Annotated in this window: 10 protein-coding genes, 1 pseudogene and 1 riboswitch; of the genes and pseudogenes, 3 read left to right on the top strand and 8 right to left on the bottom strand. The window is 41.5% G+C overall.

Features of this window, described 5'->3' with window-relative positions:
- A complete protein-coding gene (gene fabF, locus DXB73_RS01605) occupies positions 1 to 1,236 on the bottom strand; it encodes a beta-ketoacyl-ACP synthase II (protein ID WP_118689928.1) in 1,236 nt (411 codons plus the stop codon).
- 601 nt (positions 1,237 to 1,837) lie between these two features.
- On the opposite strand from fabF, the gene DXB73_RS01610 reads away from it, so the two are divergent.
- Positions 1,838 to 2,143, top strand: a complete 306-nt coding sequence (locus DXB73_RS01610) for a hypothetical protein (RefSeq protein WP_147354451.1) — start codon at positions 1,838 to 1,840, stop codon at positions 2,141 to 2,143.
- Positions 2,124 to 2,696: pseudogene (locus DXB73_RS01615) on the top strand (IS256 family transposase); the annotation flags it as partial. The gene DXB73_RS01610 and the pseudogene DXB73_RS01615, both read left to right, overlap by 20 nt.
- Before the next feature lie 625 nt (positions 2,697 to 3,321).
- On the opposite strand, the gene DXB73_RS01625 reads toward DXB73_RS01615, so the two are convergent.
- From DXB73_RS01625 to pdxS, 4 genes are all read right to left on the bottom strand, one after another.
- Positions 3,322 to 6,624, bottom strand: coding sequence for a leucine-rich repeat protein (locus DXB73_RS01625; protein WP_182448501.1), 3,303 nt, complete (start codon positions 6,622 to 6,624; stop codon positions 3,322 to 3,324).
- A 263-nt stretch (positions 6,625 to 6,887) separates the two neighbouring features.
- Entirely contained in the window at positions 6,888 to 7,454 is a 567-nt protein-coding gene (locus DXB73_RS01630) for a hypothetical protein (protein ID WP_118689931.1), read from the bottom strand.
- 117 nt (positions 7,455 to 7,571) lie between these two features.
- Positions 7,572 to 8,144, bottom strand: coding sequence for a pyridoxal 5'-phosphate synthase glutaminase subunit PdxT (gene pdxT, locus DXB73_RS01635; protein ID WP_118689932.1), 573 nt, complete (start codon positions 8,142 to 8,144; stop codon positions 7,572 to 7,574).
- 675 nt (positions 8,145 to 8,819) lie between these two features.
- Entirely contained in the window at positions 8,820 to 9,692 is an 873-nt protein-coding gene (gene pdxS, locus DXB73_RS01640; RefSeq protein WP_022025570.1) for a pyridoxal 5'-phosphate synthase lyase subunit PdxS, read from the bottom strand.
- Positions 9,693 to 9,963: 271 nt separating this feature from the next.
- On the opposite strand from pdxS, the gene DXB73_RS01645 reads away from it, so the two are divergent.
- On the top strand, positions 9,964 to 11,367 hold the full coding sequence (locus DXB73_RS01645) for a PLP-dependent aminotransferase family protein (protein ID WP_118689933.1): 1,404 nt from the start codon (positions 9,964 to 9,966) through the stop codon (positions 11,365 to 11,367).
- 123 nt (positions 11,368 to 11,490) lie between these two features.
- On the opposite strand, the gene DXB73_RS01650 is transcribed toward DXB73_RS01645, so the two are convergent.
- The 3 genes from DXB73_RS01650 to pflA all read right to left on the bottom strand — a co-directional run bounded on the left by DXB73_RS01650 (position 11,491) and on the right by pflA (position 14,387).
- A complete protein-coding gene (locus DXB73_RS01650) occupies positions 11,491 to 12,393 on the bottom strand; it encodes a cation diffusion facilitator family transporter (RefSeq protein ID WP_182448170.1) in 903 nt (300 codons plus the stop codon).
- A gap of 115 nt (positions 12,394 to 12,508) precedes the next feature.
- A riboswitch (NiCo riboswitch) is annotated at positions 12,509 to 12,596 on the bottom strand.
- A 189-nt stretch (positions 12,597 to 12,785) separates the two neighbouring features.
- Complete coding sequence (locus tag DXB73_RS01655) at positions 12,786 to 13,610, bottom strand: DNA/RNA non-specific endonuclease (RefSeq protein WP_347559504.1); 825 nt, start codon at positions 13,608 to 13,610, stop codon at positions 12,786 to 12,788.
- Between the two features lie 45 nt (positions 13,611 to 13,655).
- Positions 13,656 to 14,387 carry a pyruvate formate-lyase-activating protein gene (gene pflA / locus DXB73_RS01660; RefSeq protein ID WP_022025574.1) on the bottom strand — a complete coding sequence of 244 codons (732 nt, stop codon included), beginning with the start codon at positions 14,385 to 14,387 and terminating at the stop codon, positions 13,656 to 13,658.
- Positions 14,388 to 14,429 lie beyond the last annotated feature (42 nt).

The raw sequence follows: 14,429 nt of genomic DNA on the forward strand, positions 1-14,429 counted from the left end.
TTAACCCTGATATTCTTTCACCAGTACTGTTGCATTATGCCCACCAAATCCTAATGAATTGCTGATCGCAATATGCACCGGCGTATGAATGCCTTCACCCTTTGTATAATCCAGATCGCACTCCGGGTCATCCTCGAGCAGACCGACCGTCGGATGAATATATCCTTCATTGATCGATTTGACACAGGTGATCAATTCTACGGCACCACCGCCTGCAAACATATGGCCGATCATGGATTTCGTGGAATTAATGTGTACTTTATATGCACTATCTCCAAAAGCGAGCTTAATTGCTCTCGTCTCGAATAAGTCATTGTATTTTGTGCTTGTTCCATGTGCATTAATATAATCCACTTCTTCCGGAGCCACACCGGCATCCTGCATCGCCAGCGTCATTGCACGTGCGGCTGCAGAACCATCCTCCAGCGGAGTCGTAACATGATGCGCATCACAAGTTGCTCCGTATCCGCCAATCTCTGCATAAATATGTGCGCCTCTTGCTTTGGCATGCTCTAATTCTTCTAATACAAAAATACCGGCACCTTCTCCGGTAACAAATCCATTACGACGCTTGTCAAACGGAATGGATGCAGCTGTCGGATCTTCGGAATCGGTCAATGCAGTGAGTGCCTGAAATGCCGCAACACCAAAGCGACTTACCGAACTATCAACGCCTCCCGCTAGGATCACGTCTGCCTCTCCATGCTGTATAGAGCGAAACGCCTCTCCGATCGAGTTGGTTCCGGTTGCACAGGCAGTCACTACATCAATGCATTTTCCCTGAAAGCCATGATACATAGCGACACTGGCTGCTGCCATATTTCCCAAGACCAATGGGGCTGTAAGCGGATGTATCCTTCCCGGTCCCTTGGCTAACATCTTATCGTATTCACGTTCAATTCCCATGAGACTTCCCACGCCGGATCCAACACAAACGCCCAGTCTGTAGGAGTCTTCTTCCTCTATGTTAAGACCACTATCCTGCATCGCCTCAATGGAAGCTGTCACTGCCATCTGACTAAAACGATCCATTCGTTTGGCAGCTTTTGGTTCAATATACGCTTTTGGATCAAAATCTATTACTTCTGCCGATAACTTTGCTTTATACTGTGTCGTATCAAAGTTTTGGATCGGTCCTATACCAACCTTTCCTTCCAAAACAGACTCCCAAAATTTCTCTACCGTAATTCCAATTGGCGTCACAGCACCCATACCTGTTACTACTACTCGCTTCATTTCATAACCAACCCTTCCTATATTTATTATACAAAAAGGCAAAGCAGGCGCTTTGCTTTACAAGAATTGCTAAAGCAATTCTTGGTGATAACACACTACATAACAGCAGTTTCTTATTCATGTATATAAATCCACTATAACGAGGACCTTACTCATTATAGTGGATTTATTCTTTGAAATGCAACGCATTTCACGTTATTTTTATAGAATCTTAATAACTCAAACTTATCGTCATCTCTCATGTTCCTACACGAACTATGATATAATGAGCACACTGGGCTCATCTTAGGAGTGTCTTCGAAACTCTATTATGCGCAGAAAACATGCGCAATTATTATGATATAATGAGCACACTGGGCTCATTAACGAGCAAATAAGCTTGTGTAACAAGCGAATAAGCTCTGAAGGAGCGGATTTGCGAGTTTAATAACCTTCAATCCACAATATACAGGCAGATCCACGATGCTACAAATTGGAAGTCATAACAAAAGGAAGAAGTCCTACCCTTTCGGGTAGTTTACGAATGGATAGAATCTCCATATGATAGATGTACAAGGCAAATGCAGTTTATATCGTGACGGGAAGGGAGTGGATGATTTTTATGAAAAATCGTGATAATGAATTTTTTGACCAGCAAAAATTAGACGAATTGGTGAAAAATAGGGATCTTGATACACTGAGAGATCAAATGGTACGTATTTTGGCATGTCCATGTTGCTTGAACGGATTTAAACATTGCCGTAAATATTTGAAAGTATTTTCGGTGGAAGAAATACAGCAAACGCCCTATTTGGCAACAGCTGCTGCATTGATCTGTGCAATTTATGGGGATCTGAAGCAGGCCGAAGAGTTTTGTCAATACGTGGAACAGTTTCCTTTGATGAAATTACATTTCTGTCATGAATGAACTGAAAAATCGAGGAGTAAAAGATGTTTTGATCATATGCGCCGATGGACTGACCGGCATCAAGGAAGCAATCGCTACAGCATTTCCTAAAACAGAGTATCAGCGTTGTATCGTGCATCAGGTAAGGAACACCCTGAAATATGTTCCGGATAAAGATAGAAAATCTTTTGCAACGGATCTAAAAACTATCTATCAGGCTGCTGATGAAAAGAAAGCACTGGCCGCCTTAGATCATGTGACAGAAAAATGGACTCCGAAATATCCGAATTCTATGAAACGCTGGAAAGAAAACTGGGATGCCATATCCCCGATTTTCAAGTTCTCAACAACCGTCAGAAAGGTCATTTATACGACCAACGCGATTGAATCCCTGAATTCCACCTACCGCAAACTGAACCGCCAGAGAAGCGTATTTCCGAGCGATACAGCCCTGCTGAAAGCCCTGTATCTGGCTACGTTTGAAGCAACGAAAAAGTGGACGACAAGAATCCGAAATTGGGGGCAGGTCTACGGCGAATTGAGTATTATGTATGAAGGACGATTACCGGAATAGTACATTTGCTGAAATAGTACATTACATTGTAAACCAAGAGCAGACGGAAACTCCGCCTGCTCTTGACATGTCATTTTTCAACTGTTATATATAACTAAAGGGCAAAAAGCTCTGACAAAGAATTTTTTGCCCTTCATTATCATAGAAGAATCTTATTTACAGACTTTTTCTCATAGTCTCAAAAATGAATCGAAGCTATTCCAAGAAAGCTTTTCCTTGGGATAATGCCTGTATCGAATCCTTTCATTCGCTGATAAAACGAGAATGGCTGAACCGCTTTAAGATCAGCAATTACAAACATGCATACCGCCTGGTATTTGAATACTTGGAAACGTTTTATAATACCAAACGAATTCATAGTCATTGCGATTATATGTCACCCGATGATTTTGAAAGATTGTATCAACAGGCAACTTCGGAATTGCTGGCAGGCTACTTTTTTGTATATTATCCACAAAACCCTGAGGAAAACTTTGGTAACTTTTTTCGTAATTTTTTTCAAAAAAGTCAAAAAATCGCTTAAACCTCAAGTCTAAGCGATTTTTTGGTTCGGGACATATTTTTATAGCCCGATCGTTACAATGCGAATCATCTCCACATTATTCCATCTTTTTGCATATTTAAATTATGATTTCCTTACCTTGATCGTCTTATTTCCCTTTTTCTTCAGGAACTTTTTGTATGCCTTGTATTGTTTCTTAGGCACTTTAACAATCAGTTTTTTTGCAGTTCCCTTAAAGGCATTTTTGCCAATAGAACTGCTCTTTAGTTTCGTTGATTTGATCGTGATCTTCTTCAACTTCTTGCATCCGGCAAACGCATTTTTGCCGATGGATGTAATGTTTTTACTGATCGTTACTTTTTTCAGCTTTTTGTTATTCGCAAAAGCTTTTGGTGCGATGGCTGTTACTTTGTATGTCACGCCACCGATCGTCACTTTATCCGGCACTGTAACGCTTGCCGCCTTTGTCTTTGCTGATTGTACATAGGAAATCGTTGGTTGCTTCTTATTAGAAGATACTACCTTATACGAACCGTTTTTATCCTTCAGTGTCGTACCCACTGCCGCCGGAGCAGTAGTCTTTTGAGGCTTGTTCGTTGGACGGGCAATTGGTGCCACACTCGGTGTCACACTTGGTGCTGCACTCGGCTTTACACTTGGCTCCAGATCATCATCTGTACGAATCACCTTAACACCATCATCATAGGTAAATTTTGTCAGCTTCTTATTATTTCGTATATCCAATCTGGTAATCTTATTGTCCTCACATTCCAAGCACTTCAAATCAGGGATGTTGCTAACATCCAATTCCGTTATCTCATTTCCGCTGATAGCGATTATTTCCAATGCCGGTAATCCTGCAAATGAAATCTTTCCTTTCAAGCCTCGCTGCAACCAGTCAATCCTTGTCAAATGACCGTTTTCCCAGTCATAATCTTCACCATCCCAGTAATCATCAATCTGAGCCCCTAACGCTCTCTGCTCTGTAACGATTTTGTGAAGTGCAACACACTCGGGAACTATTTGTGCGGTTTCTTCATTGTACACAATTAACATTTCATAATCACAGTATACATCCTCTTTCGTCATTTTGCTACATTTCCTGATGTCTACATACAGAATGTCCGTACACGAACAAGACAAATACTCTAATTTAGTATTGCAAGTAACATCCAAAGTTGTCAATTTAGTTGAATCGCATATCAAAAATTGTAATTCTACATTTTTACTGACATCTAAACTTTGGATATTCGTATTATAACATTCAAGTTTTTCCAATGCCACATTTTTACTGACATCCAAAACATTAATGGAAGAATAAACACATGACACCTCCCTTAGCATTACATTATTGGATAAATCAATGTTGCTAATATGTTCGCAGAAGTCAAATGATAACACCTCCAACTTCTTATTACTACTCAAATCCAAACTTTCAATCTCCAAACTATTGCAGGAAAGACTTTGCAAATTTGCCAACTTGCTCACATCTAAATGCTTAATCTGGATATAGCCACAATCCACTTTCTTCAGCTCCGGGTTATGACTGACATCCAAACAGTTAATCGGAATACTGCTACAATCCAATTCTTCTAACTCCGGGTTATGACTGACATCCAAATCAGAGATCTCTGTACATGAACAGTCCAACTTCTGAAGTACCACATTGTTTTCTATATTCAGTGTCGTTATCTGAGAATGCGATATCTTAAGCGCCTTTAACGCTTTACAATCTGTTACTTCTATTGAAGTTAATCCATAACTTACACTACAATCAATAGTTTCTAATGCTGTTAAGTCATTAAAAGATATATCCCCTGTCAACTTATAGTCTATTGTTGTATCCAATTTGGAAATCCATTTTATTTCTACCAGTCTTCCGTCTTTCCAAGTATACTGATTGGTATCATCCAAATTTTCACTTACAGTCGCCCCTTTTGCTCTCTGATCCGCAATGATCTTATTAATTGCTGCAACATCATTGGCATTCTTGCCGTCAGTCGGTTCTGTTGGAGCAATCGGTGTAACTGATGGATTCTTAGTAGCTTCCGGATCTTTTGTCGATTCCGTTGGATTCGCCGAAACGACTGGTGCTTTAGTTGGCTCTTCCGAAACCTCTGGAGAAGCAATCGGTGTTCCTGTAGTTTTGTCTGCACGTACCGTAAACGCTACCGTAATTTTGGTTCCTTCCCCTAATGTCTTCACATTCTGCGCAAACATATTAATAGGATCACTGTATGTAAATCCACAATTTTTATATTCATCTCTATAATTCGTGCTCGAAGGCAGAATATAGGAAGCATATTTCATGTAAGGATTTAACACCATAGCTGCATAATTTTCAGAATAATCACCATTGCGATAACCCCACAGACTTCCCGGATTTTGAATCCCACCATTTGCCAAAGTATACTCATTAACCGTCTCACCATCTGCAGAACTAATTGTCACGCCCGTAACATCAACTCTTCGATTGCTTCCCTTATACAAGTTGGTGTCTAGCCAAAACATCAGCATATCATCATTTGCTGCTGTCGTATAAGAAATAGTATAATCTCCTGTTTTTGTAATCTGCATTGTCTGCTCTGTTGCAAAGTCTGTAAAATTTTGCTCTGTCCAATTTGACGATATATATGTCAAGCCTACACGAAAATCCTCATCTGTTCCTTTCGTCTGTGGCTCGGCACTATAATTTGGTGTACCATGCACTATAGGATCTTCCTCTTTTACAACAGTAAAATCAAGGGTAACCTTAGATCCGGTTTTTGTTTCTATCGGTGTCTGATCAAACATATTGATCGTATCTGTATCATTGAAACCATACTCTGTGTATTTTTCATTATAATTGCTATGTCCATTGGTAGTATAATTGTAATAATGCAAATACTGATTTACGATTGTAGCCGCATAATTGTTATAATTGCTAGAATCTCGATATCCCCACAGGCTTCCCGGGGTCTTCAATCCACCATTGTCAACGGTGTAGCTCTTAGAAGTACCATCTGCAGATGTAATTGTCACACCTGTGACATCCACTTCTACCTTTGACCCCTGGTATAGATTTGTATCCAACCACAGCATATCCATGTTGTAATCGCTTCCCACAGTATAGCTAATAGAATAATTTCCTTCTGCCGTAATCTGCATCACCTGATTGGTAGTAAAATCTGTCATATGCGACTCTTTCCAATCCTTAGACACATAAGAAATGCCAACGCGGAAATCGTCATCAGTTCCCGTAGCTTGTGGTTCTGCAGTATAATTCGGAACACCTGTAGGCACAGGCTCTTCCGTTGCTTCTGCATCTGCCACAGCCATAGTGGTATCCGCTGCATTTGCCCATTTAAGGTTTCCAAAGCCACCCATTGTTATTAATAAACAAAACACCAATAACAATGACATTCGTTTCTTGTTCTGTCTGTTCATTTTCATTTCCTCCTCTGCATGATGATATGATGTTTCAATTGTACCACTAATCAGCATAATTTTCCAAATTTTTAAACCAAGTTCAAAGAAAAAAAGAGCAAAACCAGCGTTTTGCAGCTACAGCCGGCGGGATATATTTTGAAACCGGCTGACAAAGAGCAGATTTTGAATATGATCACACAAACATTAGGAAAATGAGAAACAGAGAGTCTTAAAAAGTGGGGTCTTCTTATGATGGGTATTTCTCTGTCCGGCAGAAATCGCTATGATATTTGATCAAACACGGGCAGACTTTCCATCACCTCAATAATTGGCGAATACACGGTATTCTTTGAATCGTCCTCTTCAAAATGATAAGCACGATTCTTCGTTTTTTTAGCCTGTTCCCTCGTATCCGGAAGTCTGCTGTAGTGGCTGTCCTGACGATATTCTTTGGCCGTCTCCTGTAATCCTGCCAGCATATATTCTCTGTCCGGATCTTTATCACTAACTGCACTCATTTCCATTGCGATCACATCGTTTGCTTCCTCTTTGGAACGACAATGTTCCAAACGTGTCTGCAAACGTTCCTTAGCATTCTGAACCCGCAATGCCTTTTGATACATCGTTGGATTATGAATCTGCAAATAATTCATCTCTGCCGAAGACAAGCGTTTCCCCTGTTTTAGCTTTTGAAAAATCTTCTGCTCGTATTGTGCCCTCTCTTCATCGCTCATCTGAGATGTTGGATCCATCAATTCCGACACTGCCTTTTTACATATATCCTGAATGCGTTCCCGCAATGCCGTCTTCTCATCCTGCGACAAAATTTCTTTACTATTCGTAATCATCGAAAAAATCCTCCCCATCAAAAAATAACCGATACCAATACCGCGTGATCTTCCACGCAATATTGATATCGGCTATTTCCGTCTATTCCTTAAGAACAGGTATCATCACACTAAAAATTACTGCTTTATAAACTCCTCTAAGAACCACTGATGAATGCGGTGATCTCCACCCAGTTCCGGATGAAAAGCTACTGCAAGCTGCTTGCCATAGCGAACACCGACAATGCGGCCATCCACCTCAGCGAGCACCTCTACTCCATCACTAACACTCTCCACATATGGTGCACGAATAAATTCCATCGGAAAGGTTCCGATCCCGACAAACTCGCCTTCCGCATAATGAAAGCTTCCAAGCTGTCTTCCATATGCATTTCTCTTCACCGTCACCGGTAATGTTCCAAAATGAACGGTATCGTCTCCAACGATATGTTCTGCCAAAAGGATCAGACCGGCACAGGTTGCCAATACCGGAAGTCCTGCTGCGATCTCTGCGCGCAGCGGCTCATACATATCTAACTCCCGTAAAAGTTTACCCTGAACGGTACTCTCACCGCCCGGAAGCACCAATGCATCAAACGACTCCTCTAAATCTTTTGCCTGACGTAATTGGATCGTCTGCGCCCCAAGCTCCTGCAACACTTTTTCATGTTCCTCAAACGCACCCTGTACTGCCAACACTGCAACTTTCATACTAATCTTACATTCCTTTCTCTGCACTATCAGTGAGTATATAACCCAAACCTCCCATACTGAAAAATATGATCAAACTACATATTACTTATAATGAGAAGTTTAAGTACTCAAACTTCCCATACCGGAAGTTATTACCCGAACCATATATTGCTTATTATGTCAATGACTATATTACATTTTGCAGCCACCAAAGGGTGGTTTCTGCCATCCGGGAACTATAGTAATTGCCTTGCCGCATTTTGTTTTTACAGTGATTTCTAAATTTTGTTGTCTCTGATGGATGATTTACATGCCTTACGGAGAACTCGAAGTCCCGGAAGCAAGGTATTCATCATTTTTGAAAGGGACTTTGCGCTCGTCGTTACTTATGTCTCGTACTTCAGAGACATTAAGTAACGTGACGTAGCGAATTGTAGCGAAAGCGTCCCGTCCAAAAATGGATGATACCTTGCTAAACCGGGACAACTCAGACACTCCTTCAGGCATGTATGCATCAGAGACTTAACAAAATAAGAAATCACGTAAAAACGTTGCGTTCTGCGGCAATTATCTTAGTTCGCGGATGACAGAACAATTTAGTTTGTCATCTGCAAAATGTTCTATTTATTGCCGACATAATATGCAATATATGGCTGTGAGACTTTGATGTGTGGGAAGTTTGAGCCAAGTATATTATTTGCCTCGCTCAGCCATTAATAATTCAATCTCGTCTTCATTAATACCAACCATAGCTTCTCCAAGATCCTCAGAAAGTTCTGCGATCATCTTCGCATCGGTATAATTTGTAACTGCTTTTACGATCGCATTTGCACGCTTCTCCGGATTACCGGACTTGAAGATACCGGATCCTACAAAGACACCTTCTGCACCAAGCTGCATCATCAATGCGGCATCTGCAGGAGTTGCAACACCACCTGCTGCAAAGTTTACAACCGGCAGTCTCTTGTGCTCATGTACATACTGAACCAGCTCATATGGTACACGAAGTTGTTTGGCTTCATCAAACAGTTCATCCTCACGCATAGCGGAAATCTTAGCAATTGCACTGTTCATCATACGCATATGACGCACTGCCTGAACAACATCACCGGTTCCCGGCTCACCCTTGGTACGGATCATGGAAGCTCCCTCGTTGATACGGCGAAGTGCCTCTCCTAAATCCTTAGCGCCACATACAAACGGAACGCGGAACTTTGTCTTGTCAATATGGTAAACATCATCTGCCGGAGAAAGTACCTCACTCTCATCAATGTAATCAATTTCAATTGCCTCTAATAACTGCGCCTCTACAAAATGACCGATACGGCATTTCGCCATAACCGGAATAGATACTGCTTCCTGAATACCACGGATCATTTTCGGATCACTCATACGTGATACACCTCCGGCTGCACGAATATCTGCCGGGATTCTCTCCAATGCCATAACAGCACACGCACCTGCTGCCTCAGCGATCTTTGCCTGCTCCGGAGTCGTAACATCCATGATCACGCCACCTTTTAACATCTGTGCCAATTCTTTGTTTAATTCATACTGTCTGCTCATACTATCCTCATTTCTGCACACATTTTCAAGCGTTTCAATATTGTATCAAGTGTGCACAGACACAATATTCTCATAACACCATTTTCTTTACTCAAGCTTCAGACAACAGCTCCGGCTGTGCGAAGTTTGATTTCTTTACATAAGGCATCCCGACAAAACTTATCGGAATTATTTGCAAATGTAACTGAAGTAAAGTATACTATAATCTGACCATGTGAAAATATCCAATTTAACCATAGTCAGTATAGTCAGTTTGGAGGATATAATACCAATGCTTACGTATTCATTTACTAATATAGGGTCAGATAGCCTGTACCACCATCTGTACCAATGTATCCGCGAGGATATTTTATGCGGTAATCTGACCGCCGAGACAAAGCTGCCATCAAAGCGTAGTTTTGCCAAAAATCTAGGGGTTAGCAATATTACCGTAGAAAATGCCTACGCCCAGCTTCAAGCCGAAGGATACATTTACTCCATTCCCAAGAAAGGGTTTTATGTCAGAAATTTATCTGACCTTACTCTCTCCATATCGCAAACAACATCTTCCACTTCGAACAGTCTACGTATGCCCGACAAATATAAGGTGGATCTTGCCAGCAACCAAATGAATCCGGAGCAATTTCCATTTTCTGTCTGGTCTAAACTGATCCGCGAGACTCTTCTCAACCGTCACGTGGAACTGATGCAGACACCTCCTTGGGGTGGCGTATGGGATCTTCGTCACGCCATCTGCACACAGCTCAAAGATTTTCGAGGTATGGACGTGACACCGGAGCAGATCATTATCGGTGCCGGAACCGAGTATCTATACGGTCTTCTGATTCAATTATTCGGTCAGGACAAAGTCTATGCAGTTGAGAATCCCGGCTACCATAAGATTGCGAAAATATATGAAAATAGTCGTGTCAAATATTGCTATATACCGATCAGTGCTAAGGGTATCGATGCACTGGAATTAGAATCTTCCGGAGCACAAATTGTACATCTGTCACCGTCCCACCATTTTCCGACCGGCATCGTCACTCCGATCGGGACCCGCTATGAACTGTTGGCTTGGGCAACCAGGCAGCCGGGCCGGTATATCATTGAAGATGATTATGATTCAGAATTTCGATTATCCGGCAAACCTATCCCAACGCTGCAAAGTATCGACCAATCAGAACGTGTCATTTATATGAACACCTTTACCAAAAGCCTTTCTTCAACCATACGAATCAGCTATATGGTATTGCCTAAACATTTGCTGGAACAGTTTGCAAAACGCCTGTCCTTTTACTCTTGTACCGTATCCAACTTTGAGCAGTATACGTTGGCACGTTTTATTGAAGACCGTTATTTCGAAAAACATATTAACCGTATGCGTACTTATTATCGCAAAATACGTGACGAACTGCTGGATGCCATTGCTAATAGCGCACTTGCCACACATTGTAATATCGCAGAAGAAGATTCAGGACTTCACTTTCTGCTGCATATTGATACCTCACTCCCAGATGATGCTTTGTCTGCAAAAGCAAAAGAATGTGGTCTTCACCTATCTTTTTTGTCCGAATATTATGAAAAAGGAAGCCCTAATATTCCGGCACATACACTGATCATTAATTATTCCGGCCTGACCAGCGAAAAAATCCCTCAAGTGATCACACTGCTATCCAAGTGTATTCTCACTTAAGGGATCTGAAAAGATGGTTTGCTATTTTGCCGCCATTTTACTCTGGCAGCAAATGCGGATTGATTTGCACCACACCTTGCTTACTCTGGCAGCAAATGCGGATTGACGTGCACCACACCTTGCTTACTCCGACAGCAAATGCGGATTGACGTGCACCATAACATGCTTTACCTTTGGGAAATTGCGTTCTATCGCGTCATGTACATGTTCTGCGATCTCATGTGCCTCAAATAACGTTTTGTTGCCATCTGCACTGATCTCAATATCAACATAGATCTTATTTCCAAACACACGAGTACGCATAATATCAACATGAAGCACACCTTCTTCTCTACAGGCACACTTCCGAAGCTCATTCTCCAATGCATCATCACAGGCATGATCAACCATTTTGTCCGTTGCGTCCATAAAAATATCATACGCTGCCTTTACAATAAACAAACAGATTACTACACTGGCAATAGAATCAAGAACCGGAAATCCTAAACGTGCTCCAACAATACCAATCAAAGCACCAACAGAAGAAAATGCATCCGATCGATGATGCCAGGCATCCGCCATCAGTGCTCCGGAATCCACACGTTTCGCATGATATTTAGTATACTGAAACATTGCTTCTTTCGAAATAATAGACAATATTGCCGCAGCTGCTGCAAGCAGTCCCGGTGTCTGCAAATGTGCATAATCTCCCGCTATAATATTTTTGACAGCTCCATAGCCAATTCCAATACCGGTAAGACACAAAATATTTGCAAGCAGAAGTGCCGCAATACACTCCAACCGTTCATGTCCATATGGATGCTCCTTATCAGAAGCCTGTGCAGACAACTTCACTCCAACGATCACAATAATACTGCTAAACACATCCGATGCAGAATGAACCGCATCACTGACCATCGCTCCGGAATGAGCGATCACACCGGCTAGCAATTTGATCAATGACAATATTGTATTGCCAAAAATACTTACAATGCACACCCGCATTGCTACTGTTTCCATATTGTCTTTGTTGTTTTGAATGCTCATAATAACCTCTCCAATAAAAAATAAAAAAAGCAAAGCCAGCGCTTTGCGATGATGCCACGCTACACAACAGCAATTTCCTATTAATTAAAAAACATCCGCGAAGAACCAGTAATACTACTGTCCCGCGGATGAAACAATTCATTCCACTGTCACGATGTGACCCGGCCCCAGATAAGATATCCGGCCTGTTCAGTTTGTACTGTAGCTAAATGCAGTGCAAAGAGTTTTCGTAGCCACTCCATAATTGAAGTTCTATATATTATATGTACGTTATCATTAAAAGTCAACACTAATCTTTCTTATACAAAACAAATCTTTCTTATATAAAACAAACCCCTCTCGTCTCGCCAAAATGTTCTTTGACGAAACGAGAGAAGTTAGTATGATTGCGATTATTTAGACAGCCTGCTTTCTCCGGTTGCGTAGTCGATCGTAACGCCCGGCTGCACATTATAAACGAATACATGGAAACATATTCCCTTACCTTTATCTTCCACAGAATAAGCTTCCATCTCGACTCCTTCTGCCACTAGATTATCACCCTTAAAAACAGGGGTAACACGATACAAAACATGGTGATCTGTATCTTTAACATAATCTGCCACTTCATCCTCAAAAGGAAGCATTCCGTCTACATTTAAATATCTAGTCCCCGTGATCAGATTTTTTTTGTTTGCATTTTCACCTGCCAATTGAAATCCGATCAAATGACAGCGGTTATACAAATATTTGCCATCCACGACATCGTATTTAACAGTGTTCCATCCACTAGGCTTTACCATACCGATCGCACCACGTTTCTCCGTCGGCATAAGCTCTTTGCATATATTGGCATAAGCTGTGCCACAACGTCCCAATGCATCCAGACGATGATAATTCTCAAATGCTTTGGTGTTGTTTTTTTCACGGGTTGTGAAATTCGGAACATTATCATTCAGTTCCACATATGGTTCCCCGTTGTACGCCGCATAATCTTTTAAATTATCTAAAGACTGCGTTGCACTGTCGGAATCTTTCCCATCCGCATCTTTTGCCGAGGAACTTTCTCCTTCTGAGCGATCCTGCTGTGGCGCGGTTGTCTTTAACGCCTCTTTCGCCGCATATTTAGCAACCTTAACAACCTCTGTAGAGGAGCAACCGCAAAGTGCTGTCATCAGTCCCAAAATACACCCAAAACGAATCACCCACTGCATTCTTTTGTTTGTTCTATTTCCCATATCCGTAACCTCGTCCGTAAGACTTTACAACCACTTATAAATCTCTTAAATACCTAATAACTCTTCTGCGTGTTTCACTTCTTCCTGGGTCGGTGGATTAACGCCTTTCAGCGGATAATCAATTCCAAGCTGTTCCCATTTAAATACACCCAGTGTATGATACGGCAAAATTTCTACGCGCTCTACCGTCTTTAATGTTTGGATAAATTCCCGCATTTCGATCAGATATTTATCCTGACTGTTATCCCCCGGGATGAGCACATGACGTATCCACATTGGCTGCCCCATATCCGACATCTCTCTTGCCATCTCTTTGATATTTTCCCCGGTTTGTCCGGTAAGTGTCTGATGTACCTTCTCATCAATGTGCTTAATATCCAGCATAACAAGATCTGTTACTTCCATCAATTTTTTCCACTTGGAATAAAACGGCTCTTCTCTGGTAAACGGATTTCCACTTGTATCAAGCGTCGTATGAATCCCCTTTTCTTTCGCCAAAGTAAATATCTCTGTCAGAAAGTCGATCTGCAAAAGCGGTTCTCCGCCACTAATGGTGATCCCACCGTCTTTGCCCCAATAATTGCGATAGCGCCAAGCCTTATCAATTAATTCTTTGGCAGTATATAGAGTTCCCTTTTGCATATCCCACGTATCCGGATTATGGCAAAACTGACAACGCATTGCGCAGCCACTCAAAAAAATAATATATCGCACACCGGGACCATCTGCAGATCCAAAACTCTCTAATGAATGTACATAACCTTTTGTTTGTTCCATCGTTTTCTTTCCTTTCTAAGTCCACCTCTGTAGCAGAAAAGG

This window comes from Clostridium sp. OM05-6BH (genome assembly GCF_003481635.1).
Classification (GTDB): domain Bacteria; phylum Bacillota; class Clostridia; order Lachnospirales; family Lachnospiraceae; genus Butyribacter.